Source organism: Planococcus liqunii (assembly GCF_030413595.1).
In the GTDB taxonomy this organism is placed as follows: Bacteria; Bacillota; Bacilli; order Bacillales_A; family Planococcaceae; genus Planococcus; species Planococcus liqunii.
Genome location: NZ_CP129238.1, coordinates 2,405,446 through 2,421,919, shown reverse-complemented (window position 1 = coordinate 2,421,919; position 16,474 = coordinate 2,405,446). Strand labels below are relative to the sequence as shown.

The following is a 16,474-nucleotide window of genomic DNA, read 5'->3' as shown; positions in this document are numbered from 1 at the left end:
TCATTATTTTCCTTCTGCATGGAAATCACCTTAATCAAACACTGCTACCTTGCCCGGATCTCTCCAAAAATCAAATAATAACTGAATTTGCGATTCGGTATTCCGGTTGATGGACAATGGCGGCAGCTTGCCTTCTTCAAAGAACTCCACATCTTGAGTTTCCACGCCATTTGCAGCATTCCCACCGACAATTTCGCACTGGATAAAGATTTTATAATAATGGAAAGCATGGGGAGGGTGCGGGTGTTTCTTCATATCCAGAACGGCTAAAAGTTTCACCGGCACTACGTTAAACCCCGATTCTTCCTTGATTTCCTTTACGATATTTTCTGCAGGGGAAAGGCCGATGTCGCAAAAGCCGCCAGGCAAAGACCAGCAGTCATCGATTTTTTCATGGACCATCAAAATTTTTCCGTCTTTGAAAACGGCTCCGCGGATATCCAATTTCGGCGTCTGGTAGCCGGTGTCGTTTGCGAACAAGTCTTTGATTTTTTCCATTTCCAGTTCGGTATGCTCTTTTAAAATTTCCACACTGATATCGCGCAATTCTTCAAAGCGCTCCAAATCGTAGACGTTTTTGGAATAAGCCAGTCCTGCCTGGGACAGCGACTGAATTCTTTGCGCCCATTCGAGCCATTTTGTACTCATTTGAATCCCCTTTCTAATGCTTCCTTGAAATCATTGACCGTTTTGAAATGAAAATCAGGTGCAGCGGCAAATTCCAAAGTCTGATAGTCCGGCAGCCATTGGACGCCGATTGTCAGGACGCCTGCTTCAATGCCCGCCAGTATATCCGCATCGCTGTCGCCAATGAAAATCGCTTCATTTTCGACAATATTTAATTGCACTAAGATTTTCAGCACACCTTCCGGATCCGGTTTCGGCTTTTCCACATCGTCTCCTGTAATGATGGCGTCAAACAATCCTTCCCAGCCCAGCGCTTCGAGGGAGATGTCGAGGCTTCTTCTTGCTTTGCCGGTGACAATTCCCAATTTCATTCCTTGTTCTTTTAGTAAAAGAAGCAAGTCATGGATTTCTAGATTGGGCTCAACCAGTTCAGCATGGCGCTCCAGGTATTTGGCATAATACTGTTCGATTGCTTCATCTTTATCGGTATATTTAAGGTTTTTGCGGATAATGCCTGTTTCGGATGGACCGAACATCGCCCGGACCTCGGCAGAAGAAAGTTCGCGCCCGTCAAATTTTCTGAAGACATGCTGGAAAGCCACATCGCAGACGGGCAGCGTATTGGCCAGTGTGCCGTCAAAATCAAATAAGATCGCTTTCATCGTTTACCCCTTTCCTTTCTGGAAAACAGAATATCTCTTAATCCTATCTTAAATCTTATTGACTAAATATTCTATTTCAATTAAGCTAATTAAAATATAAATAGCAGAATCAGAAATTTTAAGGATTAGTAAATAGACGTTTCTTTTTCAGAGAGGGTCCCGTTTGGTGAGAGGAACCCAAAGGAAGCTATTGAACCTGCCTTTCATATTCTGCATTGAAAAATGCAGCGGTCCATACCGTTATCATGTTCGAGAGTAAAGCTTTGCTTTAAATTAGGGTGGTACCGCCTTCTGGGTCCCTTATTTTGAGCAGGGCTTTTTTTGTTTTCAATTAATATACCGAAAAGGAGAATGGATATGGCAAAGAACCTAGTGGAACAAATTACAAATATGGATGAAGATTTTGCGCAGTGGTACACAGACGTGGTGTTGAAAGCGGAACTGGTCGATTATTCAAGCGTGCGGGGATCGATGATCATCCGGCCATATGGTTATGCCATCTGGGAAAACATCAAGAATGCATTGGATACGGAAATCAAAGCAACCGGACATGACAATGTATATATGCCGCTTCTGATTCCGGAAAGCCTGCTGCAAAAAGAAAAAGACCATATCGAAGGCTTTGCGCCGGAAGTGGCTTGGGTAACGCACGGCGGCGATGAAGAATTAGCGGAACGCCTGTGCATCCGCCCGACTTCAGAAGTGCTGTTTGCCGAGCATTACAAGAACATCATCCATTCATACCGCGACTTGCCAAAGCTATACAACCAGTGGGCGAATGTCGTCCGCTGGGAAAAAACCACCCGGCCGTTTTTGCGGACGCTTGAATTCTTATGGCAGGAAGGCCATACATGCCATGAAACGGACCAGGATGCCCACGAAGAAACCGTGAAAATGCTAGAAGTTTATGCGGATATTTGTGAACGGGTGCTGGCCATTCCGGTCGTCAAAGGACAAAAAACGGAAAAAGAGAAATTCGCCGGCGCGAAATACACGTACACGATTGAAAGTTTGATGCACGATGGCAAAGCGCTGCAATCCGGAACTTCGCATAATTTAGGCACAGGTTTCGCAAAAGCCTTTGGCATTGAATTTTTGGACCGGGACGGCAAACTGCAGACGGTCCACCAGACCTCCTGGGGCTTCACTACGCGCATCATAGGCGCCATGATTATGGTGCACGGCGATGACAAAGGGCTGGTCCTGCCTCCAGCCGTCGCACCGACTCAAGTGCTGGTTGTGCCGATTGCCCAGCATAAAGAAGGAGTCTTGGATGCAGCGTATGAACTGCAGCAGGCATTAAAATCGAAATTCCGCGTCGGCATCGACGCCAGCGATAAAAAGCCGGGATGGAAGTTCAGCGAATCGGAAATGAAAGGCATTCCGGTCCGCCTAGAAATCGGGCCACGGGACATTGAAGAAAACAAAGTGGTGTTAGTCAGAAGAGACACAGGCGAGAAATTGACGGTTGAACAGCAGAATTTGGAGACGGAGCTCGCGCGGCTGCTGGAAGATATCCAAAAAAATCTGTATGACAAAGCCCTGCAGCACCGGATCAATAAAACCCATGCTGTTGAATCAATGGAAGAGTTTAAGGAAACACTGGCGAAAGAAGGCGGATTTATCGAAGCGATGTGGTGCGGGAAACAAGCGTGCGAGGACCGAATTAAAGAAGAAACGCAGGCGACATCCCGCTGCATTCCGTTCGAGCAGGAACGCCTGTCAGAAACCTGCGTCTGCTGCGGCGAAGGAGCGGAGCAGCTCGTCATTTGGGCAAAAGCATATTAATTGATGAGAGAGCTAAACAAGAAATGGAGAAAACCAAATGGAGTTAATGGATTTGGCGAAGCGAGCAGCTGCGATTTATATAGAAAATCTGAAAGTTGAGTCTGTTTTGCTCGGCGGATCCGTTGCGCGCGGGCTGCATGACGAATTCTCAGACATCGAACTGTTTATTTTTTGGAAAGAAGCTCCGGCTGACAGGGACCGGAAAGAGCCGATTGCCAGGCTCTCCGGCAAGCTTCTTGACTTTCATCCTTATGAAGACGATGAATGGGCTGAAACTTATACGGTTGAAACTGTCAAACTGGAAATCAGCAGTTTCCTATCAAGTACAGCCATTCAATACATTGAAGATGTCACGGCGAAGTTTGAAACAGACTATGATAAGCAAGTGCTGCTCGCAACTATTCAAGACGGTGTGCCGCTTAAAGGGATAAAGCCGATTTTAAAACTGAAGCAGCAAATTGAGCAGTATCCGAAAGATCTTGCTAGAGCGATGATTCAGGAAAATGCCGAACTCGGCAGCCGGTGGCAAAACCGCGAAGCACTCGTAGCCCGGCACGACTGGCTGATGCTGTACCAAACCTTTGTGGCAGTTGAAATTAAATTGATGGGAATCTTGTTTGCGCTGAACGGAGAATTCGTCCACCATCCAGCTTTTAAATGGCAGAACCATTCACTCGGGAAAATGAACATTTTGCCGGAAAATGGTTTGGAACGCTTTGCATCGGTTTTGCTGGGAGATCCGCAGGAAAGCGTAAAGGTATTGGAGGAATTGGTCAGTGAGATCTTCCAATTGGCACGAAGCAATTATCCAAATGCTATTCGTCCAGGGGGAATGGAAAGAGCGCTTGGGGCAAGGCCGAGAAATAACTAAACAGGAAGGAAGATGATGTTGAACTTCACATGTCCTTGCTGCGGGTATAAAATGTTAACCCAACAGCCGCCCGGTACCTTTGAGAATTGTGTTATTTGCTTTTGGGAAGACGATGGGTATCAGTATGACAATCCTTCCGAAAAAGGAGGAGCCAATGAGATGTCGTTAAAGCAGGCACAGGAGAATTTTTTGGTATTCGGTGCTTGTGATAAAGGAAGCGTTAAATTTGTCAGAGCGCCGATAAAAGAAGATGTGAAAGATGAGAATTTCATCCGCTATGAACAAAAGCGGCCTCATTAACAGCAGGTAAAGTAAATGATAAGGAGCGGGAAACAGGATTAGACTGTTTTCTGCTCTTTTTTATGGAATGCGCTGTAAAGAAACCGATTTATTTATTGAATGGATTTGAAAAATATCAATTTATTCCCTGTTCTTATGATATATTTGGAATATTAAAGAGGACTATTGGTTTATAGAAGGAGCGTTTACTATGCAATTGACGATTCGTGCTACAGGGGAGAATGCCAAAATGGTTTCTTATTTGTTGGCAAAAAACCCGAATAATATATATGAAAGAAATCAAAAAGGCCACTTGGTCCGGATGTTTTACAGCAAGTTCAACGCCGAAGAACTTGAAGCGACCATCTTTGTCACACCGGATCCGCTCGAAATGCTTCAAAACAAATCCAACTCTTATGACATCACGCATTATATCAACGATCGGGAATTTGCCGTTTCAAGCATTTTCTGTTCGTTTATCCGCTCAGCTCTTGGCACCGCATTGAATGGCCAGCCAAAAGAAGAATACAGCGAATGGGTCGGCCACCTATTCCCGCTGGCGCTTGAGTTCGGTCCGGTATCTTCCTCTCTTTCCGATAAGCAATTGGAAGAGCTGTTTAAACCGATGGGATATGAAGTCGCAATTTCCCGCCCGGAAATCCATTATTCTTTTGATTTAAAAGAAAAAAGTTCCGCCCGAACCCTTATTGTGACAGGGCATCAAACACTGCAAAATGCCCTTCGCCATTTATTTGTCTTGATTCCGGTCATTGACAATTACAAACATTATTTCATCGATGAAAAAGAAATCGATAAGCTTGAACGCTACGGAGAAGGCTGGCTCGAGGAGCATCCGCTCCGGGAAATGATTTACCGCCAGGCTCTCCGGTTTAAAGAGATATATAGCCTGGTGGAAAAACCGGCTGCAAATGAACTGATAGAAGAACCGGTAAAAAAGGCACGGTTGAATGATATGCGCTACGAAAAAATTATCGAAACAGCCAGCCGCCTAAAGCCGAAAAGCGTAGTGGATTTCGGTTCAGGCGAAGGGAAATTGGCCGTTCAACTGGGGTTTATGGACGGCATCCAGGAACTGCTCGCCGTGGAACCCTCTCAGACTGAAACGCTGAAAGCCATCCGCCGTTTCGAAAAAGCGAAAGAACAAGCTGGGTTTGTAGAACCGGAAACTTTGTGGGGGTCGCTGTTTTATTACGACGAGCGGCTGAAAGGAAAAGACATGATCATTTTATGTGAAGTGATTGAGCACATTGATGCAGAGCGTCTGCCTAAAGCATTGGACACGATTTTACACGCTTACGCACCTGAGTCTTTGATCATTACTACGCCGAACCGTGAGTACAACGAACTTTATGATATGGACGACCATTTCCGCCACGATGACCACCGTTTTGAATGGACACGGAAGGAATTTCAGGTCTGGTGCAGCGAACGAAATCATCAGGGCCACTATGAACTGGAGTTTTCAGGGATTGGGGAAGAACAGGAACTTCAAGGACAGCCGACACAAATGTGTGTTTTTAAAAGGAAGGTGAACCAGCTATGAGAATCGGCTTGCCGCATGCCGGTATCGTGTTATTGGTCGGTCCGTCCAATAGTGGAAAGACGACATTACTAAGAAAGCTTGTGGACCAAAAAGAAATTTTGCCATCTGAAATCATCAGCTCCGATGACTTCCGCATGCTGGTCAGCGACAAGGACTTTATCGATTGGCGCAACCGTCCTCAAGATGAAGCTGCAGCGCTGATGGATGAATACCAGGAAATCTCAACGGAAGCATTTGAAATGATGGATGCGTTGATCGAAGCCCGGTGCCGGCTGAACAAACTGGTCCTGGTCGATGCGACTCACCTTTGGGGAGACGACCGGAAACGGTTTATTTCGCTGGCCCAAAAAAATCATGTGCCGATTACCGCACTTGTCTTTGATATTCCGGAGCGGGTGCTGTTAGAACGGGATGAGCAGCGCGACCAACCGCGAGGGAAAAAGCGGATCAAACAGCAGTCGCAAGTATTCAGAAATGAAAAGCGGTTTATCAAAAAAGAAGGATTTGCCTCGGTGTATACGATCAAGGAGACGGAAGGGCTGGAGCTTTTCAGGCATGTCAATCCTTTGGACATCGAGTTGCAAGACGGCATTGATGTGATTGGGGATATCCATGGCTGTTTTGCAGAGTTTGTCGAATTACTGGAAAAGCTCGGCTATCAGGAAAATCCGGAAGGCTTGTATGTGCATCCGTTCGGCAGACGCTTTTTATCAGTCGGGGATGTCATGAGCCGGGGACCGGAATCAGTACGGACTTTGCAATTTTTCCTTCGGCATGTCGAAGAAGGGCTCGCTTATATGATTGACAGCAATCACGGATGGAAAATCGCCCGGTGGCTGGATGGCCGGCAAGTGGTTCTCAGCCACGGGGATGAGAAAGTGGAAGAAGAGTTTATCCAGTATGAAAAAGAGGTGGGAAGCGAGAAAACATTGGAACTCAAGCAACAGTTAAAAGAGTTTCTTTTGAACGCTCCTTCTCATTACGTCATTCATAAAAATGGCATACCGGTTCTTGCTGCTGCCCATGCCGGCATTAAAGATGCATTTATCGGCAAGCAATCCCAGGCCATCAGTGATTTTTGCCGTTACGGCGATACCGGTGGATTCAATGGAAATGGAAAACCGGTTCGAAAAGATTGGACCGTTTCGCACAGCCGGAATCTCCTAATTGTTTGGGGCCATGATCCAAAACCGAAGCCATTGTTGATTAATAACACCATCAATATTGACCAAGGTGTCGTTTTCGGCGGCGAATTGACGGCATACCGTTACCCGGAAAGGGATTTTGTGTCCGTAAAAGCGAAAGATGTTTATACAGGAACTGTCGACAATCCCTTGGCAGAATGGGAAAAAAACCGGCTGAATCCGCCGAATATCGGCAAATTCCTCCATGGCTACTCCGTCTTGACTGAAGATATCGGGGAAGTGAAAGTGCCGTCGGATATTGTTAAACCGGCGATAGATGCCGTTTCCCATTTCACTGTGCCGATTGAGCAATTGGTTTACATTCCACCGACAATGAGCCCAACGCCAAAACCGTCATCGCTTGCAGGCTATTTGGAGCACCCGAAAGAAGCGATCGATTATTACCGGAGCCATGGGGTTCAGCGACTGGTGGCCGAGAAAAAACACATGGGAAGCCGCGCAATCCTGTTTTTGTTCAAAGACACAGATGCCGCGAAAAAGCATACCGGCATCGCTTCTTTAGGAACGATTTATACACGGACCGGCAAACGCTTTTTTGACGGGGAAACCGAAGCTAAGATGGTACATCAGTTGAATAATGAACTGGAGCGAATCAATTATTTTGAGCAACACGAAACGGATTATGTTTTATTGGACGCGGAAATCATGCCGTGGAATTTAAAAGCGAAGGAACTGATCAGCAGCCAGTATGCCCATGTGTCGGAAAATGCACTAGTGGACCGAGGGATGCTGAAAAGCAAACTGGAAGCAGCAGCGAAAGATAACGAAGAATTGGCCGGCTGGCTAAAAGAATATGAAGGCAAACTGGCAAATGCCCAGACTTTCAACGAAGTCTTTCAGAAATACTGCTGGAACGTCGAATCGACTGAGTCCATTCAAATTGCCCCTTTCCATGTTCTTGCTCATAGCAAGCAGACCTTCTTCGACCAGCCGCATACGTGGCATATGGAAATGAACCGGATGCTCGCCAGCCAATCCGATTTGTTTGTGGAAACGGAGTTCAAAATCATTTCCGATGAAGCGAGCGAACAGGAAGTGGTGCGGTGGTGGCAGGAAATGACGGAAGACGGGCACGAGGGCATCATCATTAAACCGGAATCTTACATTCCGAAAAACAAAGGAAAGCTGCTGCAGCCGGCGATTAAAGTGCGCGGGCAGAAATACTTGAGCATCATTTACGGCATGGATTATCTTGAAGAAAAGAACCTTGCCCGATTGAAGAATAGAAACACCGGTAAAAAGCAGAAGTTGGCCCTGAAAGAATTTGCTCTTGGAATTGAAGGACTAACCCGATTTGTTGGAGGAGAGTCAATCGAACGTGTCCACGAATGTGTGCTCGGGACGCTTGCAATGGAATCTGACCCGGTAGATCCACGTCTTTAATTTTGAATCAGAAGACGGATCCATGTCTTCTGATTTCTTTTTACGTGAAACGAGAACCATAAAATATATAACCAGCGTCAGAAGAATCTTAGATCCAGAATAAGGAGCAGCTAAAGTGAATCAATTAATTCTAGAAAAATTATCAGAAATCGAAGAACAGTTCCAGGTAAAGATTTTATATGCAGTAGAATCAGGCAGCCGGGCTTGGGGCTTCCCGTCTAAAGACAGTGACTACGATGTGCGTTTCATTTATGTGCACCGGCCCGATTGGTACCTCTCGATTGACCCGCAAGGCATTGGCGAAAAACGCGACGTGATTGAAATGCCGATAAACGACCTTTTGGACATCAGCGGCTGGGAAATCACGAAAGCGCTGCGCTTGTTCCGTAAAAGCAACCCTCCTTTACTGGAATGGCTGAAAAGCGAAATTGTCTATTACGAAAAGTATTCATTCATAGAGAACATGAAAAACTTGGAGTCGGACATCTTTTATCCGAACGCCAGCCTTCACCATTATTTGAATATGGCGAAGTCCAATTACCGCAGCCATCTGCAAGGGCCGACAGTGAAAATAAAGAAGTATTTCTATGCGCTGCGCCCGGTGCTTGCCTGTAAATGGATTGAGGAAACCCAATCCATCCCGCCGATCGATTTTGATGAGCTGTTGGAAGCGATGGTGCCGGAAGGGCAACTGAAAAAGGATGTCCTTTTGCTGCTTGACCGGAAAAAAGTAGGCGTGGAGATGGATTTGGAAGAAAAAATTAGTACCATCCATAACTTTCTTGACGTTGAAATCGTTCGGCTGGAGGCTTACGTTCAAACCCTGACTGAAAAACCGGAAGATTCGACAGGGAAACTGAACGAATTATTCAGAGACACGCTGGAGGAAGTATGGGAATAAGAGAGAAGAAGGATGTATTTCAAATAAGAGCTAATCAGCTGTTTAGCAAACAGCAGTGATCCCGTATGATTATTGAAATAGATGGCTATTCCCATTCAGCACTAATAACAGGAAAAAAGTGCACCAAAAAACAATTGAGAGAAAAGTACTTCCACGCCAAAAAACATAGCGGCGACCTGAATAACTTTCCAGACCTCTTCTGCCGAATGCATCATTTTGATAGGATTTCTTACGACAGCGAAATAGAAGCCGACTTTGTAATTGATATGGATACAGACCGGATTTATCAGCCTTCCTATTAAACAAGCTTCAGAATTTCATGATAAGTTTTGCGCATGCTGGACATTCCAGCATGTTTTTGTTTTGAACGGATGGTGTCATATTCCCTGAACAGCCAACAGCAGTTCAACAAAGTACGATGCGAAGAGCGGAAAAAGAAAGAGGACTTTATGGACAACAAACCGCAACGACGGGCCCCCTTGCTGCAGCACTCTGCAAACAGGAAACACCCCTTCAACTGAAGAGAAAAATGAGCCGAAGATTTCAGCCAGCTAGGAGACCGAAATCAGAGCAACGCATACGCAGGATGGACAAGCTGTCCTAGCGTCCAACTTCATGCATATAGAAATCCAAAAACCGGACGGCACAGATGCTGTACCGATGGAAAAGGCTAGAAACGAAGTGAATGGAGTCTATAGCTTTTTCACTCGATTTTAGGAGGACGGCCTCGATGATATCCAGATCTATGCTGGCAATGGCGGATATCTTATCAGGCCGCGCAAATAAATCATTGTCGGCGAACTGGCAGACGCTGAAATAGAGTCCTTAAAGCAAGGCCCGAAAAACCAAGATTCCCCTTTCGGACATCATCATTGATTAGCGGACAACAAGACCGAAATTCAGCAGCCTAAAACTTTTAGGCTGCTTTTAAAATGAATTTTTTCTTTCTTCGCTTCTGTGAATTAGAGGGATTCGTTTAGGTACAGTCGAATCAATAAAACAACTAACTAAAAAAGCTGGGTTCGCAGTGATGGATACAAATTTCGTTAGCCGGTAAATAAAAAAGTGAATGGAGGCATCGCAAAAAATGAAAAACCGGACCAAGATAAAATCGAAGTTGTCCGTAGCGTTTTCCGAGAACTTTCCGAATGCGTACAATAAATTCACCTTAAAGCATGTCAACCAACAAACAGGTTTTCCGGAAACCATCTTGTCAAAGCCTTTGTCCGAATGCAAAGTCGCTTTATTGTCTACTGCCGGCGTCCATTTGAAAACAGATATCCCCTTTAATTTGGACCTTCATCCTGGAGACCATACAATCCGAATTGTTCCGGGAGATGCCAGTGAACAGGATCTGACGGTGACCCATATGTACTATGATTTGAAATCCGCTAAAAAAGACACGACGATTGTTTTCCCGATCCAGCAGCTGAAAGAGCTGGAACAGGCAGGCGTAATTGGCGAAATCTCGGACGTTCACATTGGGCTGTTCGGCGGCATTATGGATACCGAACACGTAGAAGCGGAATCGATTCCAAAAGTAGTGGAACTGTTTAAAAACAAGAATATCGACGTCGCTCTTTTGGTGCCTGGCTGAGGCACCTGCCATAACGTGCTTGGGCTGTATGCCCGGGCTTTAGAAGCTTCAGGAGTGGCAACATCCATGATCACCCTCCTTCCGGATGTCACTGAGAAAACAGGGGTGCCGCGCACTTTGCATGTACCGTTCAAATTGGGGCGGCCATGCGGGGAACCGTTTGATTTTGGTACGCGAAAAAAAGTGGTGCACCAATTGCTTCAGCTTACTGAAAAACCGGCAGGATCTCGATGGGAATATAAAAGCTAAGATGTTTTTGGCGAAATGGCACACCAAAAGGAGGTTCACGATTGGAAATCAGCTATAACAGCTACTCGGATTTAAATTCAGCTCTTGAAGATGGTGCGATGAATGGAATTACTGAATTGCATGGATCCATCTTCGGCAGTTCGGACGATTTAGCCGGCAGGATGAGAGGGAAAAAGAGCTTAAGAATGGACGTCGCAAGACATAACAAAAGGATTGTCGGTTATAAAATCGGCTATGCTTTGAACCCTGAGCAATTTTATAGCTGGCTTGGCGGAGTCGACAAAGCTTACCGAAACTATGGCATTGCTTCTTGCTTGATGGACCGGCAGCACCAATATGCAAAAAATAGCGGCTTCCAAGTGATTCAGACGAAGACTAAAAACAAATGGCGAAGTATGCTTTTGCTGAATATTAAAAACGGATTTGATGTGGCAGGGACTTATACCGACCAGGACGGGGAAATTAAGATCATTTTAGAGAAATCTTTGCTGAAAAAATAATGGCTTCTGCTATTCATACAAAAAGAAAAAGTTTGTGCGTAACGAGAGGAAGAAAGAGAGGTGGGAGATGACATCTTAAAATGGCTTTACGGCACAGAAAAATCCGGCCTGCTGAACAAATACACGACCATTGCTTCAGAGGAAATCAACGAAGACGTCAAAAACAAAGTTATGGAATTGGAAAGTTTGGCTGAAACATTGGCAGAGCAGTTTCAAATACGCTATGCAGACAAGTTCGAAGCACAAAAAAAGAGGAACCTTTCGGTTTGGGTTTCCCGGGATCTTGACGGCGATGAAATCAGCTCCTTGACTGCCGACTGCTGCCTGGAAAAAGAATACCGATCTCAGCTTGCCGTCAATTACCATGATCCGGCTGAAGACAATGACTTCTATGAAGCGACGATTCCACTATGGCATTATAAACGTGGGTTTTTTAGAAATTCTGCAGTTCTGTACGATGAATCTAAAAATGAGTTGAAGAAAGACATTGAACATACTTTAGAACGCTTGCTTAGCCAAAAATTTCGGTAGTGATTTGTGCCATTCAGCAAAGAAATGGATTCTAGGAATTTTTAGACCAAAAGAAATTCAATGACATATTGTAAGTAGAAAATATAACTTTTAATGCTGCCTTGGACTCGGGCAGCTTTTTTCTTTATATTTATCGTTTAAAAAACTATTAAGCAAATAATAAAAATATTCTACCAATAACTATTGATTTCTCTTGAAAGCGCTTTTATAATGTAGCTAATAACAATTGTTACATGTTAGAACATATGTAAAGAAGAACGGAGGGGTTCATTTTGTGGGGCTGGTTTATCGTAATATTTGCAGGCATCTGGCTGCTTCAGATCATGCTGACGAAAGTGCAATTGAAAAATTACCAAGCAACCATTAAAAAAATGAGCAACAGGTCTTCCGGGTACTTAGGAGTGGGCATCCAGAAACAAAAACTCGGAATCGGTGTGATTGCAATCGCAGTAACGGATGACGACGGGGTGATTGTTGAATGCCAATTAATGAGAGGGGTGACAGTATTCAGCCGATTTGAACGGTTTACTGAATACGATGGGCTGCATATGGAACAAGTGAAAGGAAGGCTGGATCAAGAAGACGGCGTTCAAGCATTTAAAATGGCCTTTGAAAAAATTGAAGGCCAAATGGAGAAGAAAACCAATCTGGCAGTTTAAGGAGGAAAGAAAATGGGAGTTGTAAATTCAATTTTGGATTTTTTGGTTAAGCTCGCTGAAGGTTTTATCGGAATGTTCCAAGCGGGTGCTGATACGTTTACAGGACTTGTTACAGGCATCATTCCCTTGCTGATTGTATTAATCACCGCCATCAATGCACTGATCCGAATTATCGGTGAAGAGCGCATCAACCGGCTGGCGCGCAGAAGTACGAAAAACATTATTTTACGCTATTCACTGTTCCCGGTATTGGCTGTGTTCTTCTTGACTAACCCAATGGCTTATACTTTTGGAAAGTTTCTTCCAGAAAAACAAAAGCCGGCTTTCTACGATTCGGCAGTTTCGTTTGTACATCCGATTACGGGCTTGTTCCCACATGCGAATCCAGCTGAACTGTTCGTCTACCTTGGAATTTCTGCAGGAATTACAACATTAGGCTTGTCGCTTGGGCCTTTGGCAATCCGCTACTTCATTGTCGGGATCATTGTTATTTTAATCCGCGGCATCGTGACAGAAATCATTACGGTCCGCATGATGAAAGCAAAAGGAATGGAAGTTTAAATTTTATAGATGCGCTCATTTGAAAAGGAGGCAAGCAAAATGGCAGGTACTCAAACACCATTAGATTTTAAGGCGGTTTCCGTCACGAAGGGCCGCGGAGGCTGGGGCGGTCCGCTTACGATCCGTCCAAACGAAGAACAACGGTATATTGTGTCGGTCACAGGCGGCGGAATCCATCCGGTAGCCGAAGAAATTGCACGGCTGACAGGCGCCGAAGCAGTGGACGGCTTTAAAGGATCCTATGCCAAAGAAACGATGGCTTGCGTCATTATCGACTGCGGAGGGACTGCCCGCTGCGGCGTTTATCCGAAAATGGGAATTTTAACGATTAACGTCAATGCAACATCGCCATCCGGTCCATTGATGAAATTCATCAATGAAGAAAATTTTGTCTCAGGGGTAACGGTTTCTGATATCCGTGCAGTGGCAGCGCCTTATGAAGACCAGGATGAAGTGCAAAGAGCCGTCGATGAAGTGGAAGCTCCAGCGGTCCAAAAAACGCCGCAGGAAATCAAAGAAGAAGCGAAGCGGAAAGCGGCTGAAACGTATCAGCAGCCGAAGAAAATGAATATTATCGAGCGGGTCGGCCGCGGCGCCGGCAAAGTGGTCGGTGTTCTTTACCAGGCCGGACGGGAAACAGTCGACCAAGTCCTGAAAAACATCCTGCCGTTCATGGCGTTTGTGTCGATGCTGATCGGGATCATCACTTATACCGGAATCGGCGATCTTATTGCGAATTTCGTATCGCCGCTTGCCGGCAATATTTTCGGCTTGCTGATTCTTTCCGTTATTTGTGCATTGCCGATCCTGTCGCCCTTGCTTGGGCCAGGTGCGGTTATCGCCCAGGTTGTCGGGGTACTGGTCGGAGTCGAAATCGGGCGCGGCAATATTCCGCCGGCACTCGCGTTGCCGGCATTGTTTGCCATCAACCCGCAAGTTGGGGCTGACTTTGTGCCGGTCGGGTTGACTTTAGGTGAAGCGGAACCGGAAACAATCGAAGTCGGGGTCCCGGCTGTCTTGATTTCCCGGATGATTACAGGTCCATTAGCTGTAGTCATCGCCTATCTATTCAGTTTTGGATTGTACTAAGAAAAGCGAAGGTGCCTGGTCAGTCCCGACAGGCTTACGGCAGAACACCGAAACGGCGTGTTTTTGCCGTACAGGTGGGCTGACTTATGACCCGAGAACCTGGCCGTTGAGCTGGACCATAAGAAAAGCGGAGGCGTCTGTATAGCCTTGACAAGTGCTGATCAAATAAAAACTAAAAATCTATACTTTCTTGAATAGTCAAAAGGAGGCAGTTAGGTGGAGGATCTTATGATTAAAAAATACGAAGCTAAAATAACGGAAATCGGTGAAGAAGTGGAAATATTTGCGGAAGAAAATATGATGGTCATCTTTAATAATACGGTGCCGGAAGAACTTCGGTCGTTTGCCGTGATCCATGAAAGAGCAGAACTCCATGAACACGTAGAAGCTGGAGATGTGCTGGAAATCAACGGAGAGCGCTACGCCATTCTTTTTGTTGGCAGCAAAGTGAACGAGACTTTACAAGATATCGGCCATTGCACCATTTCCTTTACCGGAGATGTGGTGGCGGATCTGCCTGGAACGATGTGCGTAGAAAACAAACCCTTGCCTGAATTGGCTTTGGGAGCTGAAATTCGCATTCTAAAAGCCTGACAAAGAGGAGACGGGATAATGCTTGGTATCAATAGAAAACTAGAAGAACTCGAGAAAAACGGAATCTTGATTAAAGTTGGTTTGGTAGGTGCAGGGCAAATGGGAAGAGGAATGGTTTCCCAGATTGAAAATATGACTGGGATGCGGGTGGTCATCACGGCAGATATCCAAATTGACAACGTCGTGAATGCTTATACAAAATCCGGTGTAGCGGATGCAGACATCATAAAGACCGATAACCCCGAGGAAGCGGCAGAAGCTGTCCAAAACGGCAAAGTGGTCGCTACTACTGATGCCCAGCTTGTAACTTCTTTGCCTGAAGTGGACGTAGTCGTCGATGCAACCGGTGTACCGGATATCGGGGCAAAAATCGCTTGGGACGCCATTTTGAACAAAAAGCACATTGTCATGCTGAACGTAGAAGCGGATGTGACAATCGGCCCGCTGCTGAAAAAAATGGCAGATGCCAGCGGAGTCGTCTATACCGGTACTGCCGGAGACGAACCGGGGGCCATTATGGAATTGTACGATTTTGCAGATGCCCTTGGCTTTGAAGTGGTTGCACTTGGCAAAGGCAAGAACAACCCGTTGAATTTGGATGCCAATCCGGATACCGCTGCAGAAGAAGCGGCCAGAAAAGGTGCAAGTGCAAAAATGCTGGCATCATTCCAGGATGGCACAAAAACGATGGTCGAAATGACAGCTGTGGCGAATGCCACCGGATTTCTGCCGGACAAGCCGGGCATGAACGGCTTTGTCAGCGATGTCAAAGGGCTGCCGGAAATCTTTAAGTTGAAAGAAGACGGCGGACAAGTCGGCAATAAGAAAATTGTGGAGTACATCAATGGCATTGCTCCCGGCGTATTTGCCATCGTGGCTTCAGAAAAAGATGAAGTCAATCACGAAATGCAGTATTTGAGCATGGGAGAAGGCCCGAATTACGTGCTGTACCGCCCTTATCATTTAACGAGCCTGGAAACACCGATTTCCATTGCAAGAGCGTTCATTTACAACGAAGCAACCATAGCTCCGTGGAAAGGTCTGCAGGCTGAAACCGTCACCGTGGCCAAAACGGATCTTGACGAAGGACAGTTTCTCGACAGCATTGGCGGCTTTACCGTATACGGGAGCATTCTGTCTGCCGCAGAAGCCAAAGAACAGAATGCACTGCCGATGGGGTTAGTAGACCGTAATGTTCAGTTGAAGCGCGCTATTAAAAAAGGTGAAATCATTTCTTATGATGATGTGGTTCAAACGAAAGAATCGACCATCTGGCGTTTGCGCCGTATGCAGGATGATACTTTTGCGGTCAAAACGGCAAAACCCAATCCGGTGAAAGCATAATATTCTGCAAATGCTTCGAAGAATGAATGAAAAGAACATTCTAATCATCGTGTAGAAATGATAAACCACT

At 45.7% G+C, this 16,474-nt stretch carries 18 protein-coding genes and 1 other annotated feature; of the genes, 16 read left to right on the top strand and 2 right to left on the bottom strand.

Annotation, left to right across the window (positions count from 1 at the left end):
- Positions 1-30 precede the first annotated feature (30 nt).
- On the bottom strand, positions 31-648 hold the full coding sequence (locus QWY22_RS12285; RefSeq protein WP_300981158.1) for an NUDIX hydrolase: 618 nt from the start codon (positions 646-648) through the stop codon (positions 31-33).
- Entirely contained in the window at positions 645-1,289 is a 645-nt protein-coding gene (locus QWY22_RS12280; protein ID WP_300981157.1) for an HAD family hydrolase, read from the bottom strand. Before QWY22_RS12280 ends, QWY22_RS12285 begins: the two co-directional genes overlap by 4 nt.
- Before the next feature lie 106 nt (positions 1,290-1,395).
- Positions 1,396-1,593: a binding site (T-box leader), on the top strand.
- A gap of 53 nt (positions 1,594-1,646) precedes the next feature.
- Between QWY22_RS12280 and proS the strand changes: the two genes are divergently transcribed.
- The 16 genes from proS to QWY22_RS12200 all read left to right on the top strand — a co-directional run bounded on the left by proS (position 1,647) and on the right by QWY22_RS12200 (position 16,404).
- Entirely contained in the window at positions 1,647-3,077 is a 1,431-nt protein-coding gene (gene proS / locus QWY22_RS12275) for a proline--tRNA ligase (protein ID WP_300981156.1), read from the top strand.
- A gap of 37 nt (positions 3,078-3,114) precedes the next feature.
- Positions 3,115-3,948, top strand: a complete 834-nt coding sequence (locus QWY22_RS12270) for a nucleotidyltransferase domain-containing protein (RefSeq protein ID WP_300981155.1) — start codon at positions 3,115-3,117, stop codon at positions 3,946-3,948.
- Between the two features lie 18 nt (positions 3,949-3,966).
- The gene (locus tag QWY22_RS12265; protein ID WP_300984387.1) at positions 3,967-4,248 is read left to right on the top strand and encodes a CPCC family cysteine-rich protein; all 282 of its coding nucleotides are present in this window, start codon (positions 3,967-3,969) and stop codon (positions 4,246-4,248) included.
- 190 nt (positions 4,249-4,438) lie between these two features.
- Positions 4,439-5,791 carry a 3' terminal RNA ribose 2'-O-methyltransferase Hen1 gene (locus QWY22_RS12260; RefSeq protein ID WP_300981154.1) on the top strand — a complete coding sequence of 451 codons (1,353 nt, stop codon included), beginning with the start codon at positions 4,439-4,441 and terminating at the stop codon, positions 5,789-5,791.
- Entirely contained in the window at positions 5,788-8,379 is a 2,592-nt protein-coding gene (locus QWY22_RS12255; RefSeq protein ID WP_300981153.1) for a polynucleotide kinase-phosphatase, read from the top strand. The genes QWY22_RS12260 and QWY22_RS12255 overlap by 4 nt, the downstream gene beginning before the upstream one ends.
- A 115-nt stretch (positions 8,380-8,494) precedes the next feature.
- The gene (locus QWY22_RS12250) at positions 8,495-9,280 is read left to right on the top strand and encodes a nucleotidyltransferase domain-containing protein (RefSeq protein ID WP_300981152.1); all 786 of its coding nucleotides are present in this window, start codon (positions 8,495-8,497) and stop codon (positions 9,278-9,280) included.
- A 65-nt stretch (positions 9,281-9,345) separates the two neighbouring features.
- Positions 9,346-9,582 carry a hypothetical protein gene (locus tag QWY22_RS12245; protein WP_300981151.1) on the top strand — a complete coding sequence of 79 codons (237 nt, stop codon included), beginning with the start codon at positions 9,346-9,348 and terminating at the stop codon, positions 9,580-9,582.
- A 785-nt stretch (positions 9,583-10,367) separates the two neighbouring features.
- Positions 10,368-10,877 (top strand): glycine/sarcosine/betaine reductase selenoprotein B family protein, encoded by a 510-nt coding sequence (locus tag QWY22_RS12240; RefSeq protein WP_300981149.1) that lies wholly within the window; start codon positions 10,368-10,370, stop codon positions 10,875-10,877.
- Positions 10,878-10,931: 54 nt separating this feature from the next.
- On the top strand, positions 10,932-11,126 hold the full coding sequence (locus tag QWY22_RS12235) for a hypothetical protein (protein WP_300981147.1): 195 nt from the start codon (positions 10,932-10,934) through the stop codon (positions 11,124-11,126).
- 41 nt (positions 11,127-11,167) lie between these two features.
- The gene (locus QWY22_RS12230; protein WP_300981145.1) at positions 11,168-11,626 is read left to right on the top strand and encodes a GNAT family N-acetyltransferase; all 459 of its coding nucleotides are present in this window, start codon (positions 11,168-11,170) and stop codon (positions 11,624-11,626) included.
- Between the two features lie 60 nt (positions 11,627-11,686).
- A complete protein-coding gene (locus tag QWY22_RS12225) occupies positions 11,687-12,157 on the top strand; it encodes a hypothetical protein (RefSeq protein ID WP_300981144.1) in 471 nt (156 codons plus the stop codon).
- Positions 12,158-12,429: 272 nt separating this feature from the next.
- The gene (locus tag QWY22_RS12220) at positions 12,430-12,816 is read left to right on the top strand and encodes a transcriptional regulator GutM (RefSeq protein ID WP_053165743.1); all 387 of its coding nucleotides are present in this window, start codon (positions 12,430-12,432) and stop codon (positions 12,814-12,816) included.
- A gap of 33 nt (positions 12,817-12,849) precedes the next feature.
- Complete coding sequence (gene srlA / locus QWY22_RS12215) at positions 12,850-13,377, top strand: PTS glucitol/sorbitol transporter subunit IIC (RefSeq protein ID WP_036804105.1); 528 nt, start codon at positions 12,850-12,852, stop codon at positions 13,375-13,377.
- A gap of 39 nt (positions 13,378-13,416) precedes the next feature.
- The gene (srlE, locus tag QWY22_RS12210) at positions 13,417-14,466 is read left to right on the top strand and encodes a PTS glucitol/sorbitol transporter subunit IIB (RefSeq protein WP_053165744.1); all 1,050 of its coding nucleotides are present in this window, start codon (positions 13,417-13,419) and stop codon (positions 14,464-14,466) included.
- 228 nt (positions 14,467-14,694) lie between these two features.
- Complete coding sequence (locus tag QWY22_RS12205; protein WP_300981143.1) at positions 14,695-15,060, top strand: PTS glucitol/sorbitol transporter subunit IIA; 366 nt, start codon at positions 14,695-14,697, stop codon at positions 15,058-15,060.
- 18 nt (positions 15,061-15,078) lie between these two features.
- Entirely contained in the window at positions 15,079-16,404 is a 1,326-nt protein-coding gene (locus tag QWY22_RS12200; RefSeq protein ID WP_300981142.1) for an NAD(P)H-dependent oxidoreductase, read from the top strand.
- Positions 16,405-16,474 lie beyond the last annotated feature (70 nt).

Excerpts from the sequence above, each read along its gene's own strand:
- QWY22_RS12285 (WP_300981158.1), bottom strand. The coding sequence starts at position 648 with ATGAGTACAAAATGGCTCGAATGGGCGCAAAGAATTCAGTCGCTGTCC.
- QWY22_RS12260 (WP_300981154.1), top strand. The coding sequence starts at position 4,439 with ATGCAATTGACGATTCGTGCTACAGGGGAGAATGCCAAAATGGTTTCT.
- proS (WP_300981156.1), top strand. The coding sequence starts at position 1,647 with ATGGCAAAGAACCTAGTGGAACAAATTACAAATATGGATGAAGATTTT.
- QWY22_RS12245 (WP_300981151.1), top strand. The coding sequence starts at position 9,346 with ATGATTATTGAAATAGATGGCTATTCCCATTCAGCACTAATAACAGGA.
- QWY22_RS12255 (WP_300981153.1), top strand. The coding sequence starts at position 5,788 with ATGAGAATCGGCTTGCCGCATGCCGGTATCGTGTTATTGGTCGGTCCG.
- srlE (WP_053165744.1), top strand. The coding sequence starts at position 13,417 with ATGGCAGGTACTCAAACACCATTAGATTTTAAGGCGGTTTCCGTCACG.
- QWY22_RS12240 (WP_300981149.1), top strand. The coding sequence starts at position 10,368 with ATGAAAAACCGGACCAAGATAAAATCGAAGTTGTCCGTAGCGTTTTCC.
- QWY22_RS12280 (WP_300981157.1), bottom strand. The coding sequence starts at position 1,289 with ATGAAAGCGATCTTATTTGATTTTGACGGCACACTGGCCAATACGCTG.
- QWY22_RS12270 (WP_300981155.1), top strand. The coding sequence starts at position 3,115 with ATGGAGTTAATGGATTTGGCGAAGCGAGCAGCTGCGATTTATATAGAA.
- QWY22_RS12205 (WP_300981143.1), top strand. The coding sequence starts at position 14,695 with ATGATTAAAAAATACGAAGCTAAAATAACGGAAATCGGTGAAGAAGTG.
- QWY22_RS12200 (WP_300981142.1), top strand. The coding sequence starts at position 15,079 with ATGCTTGGTATCAATAGAAAACTAGAAGAACTCGAGAAAAACGGAATC.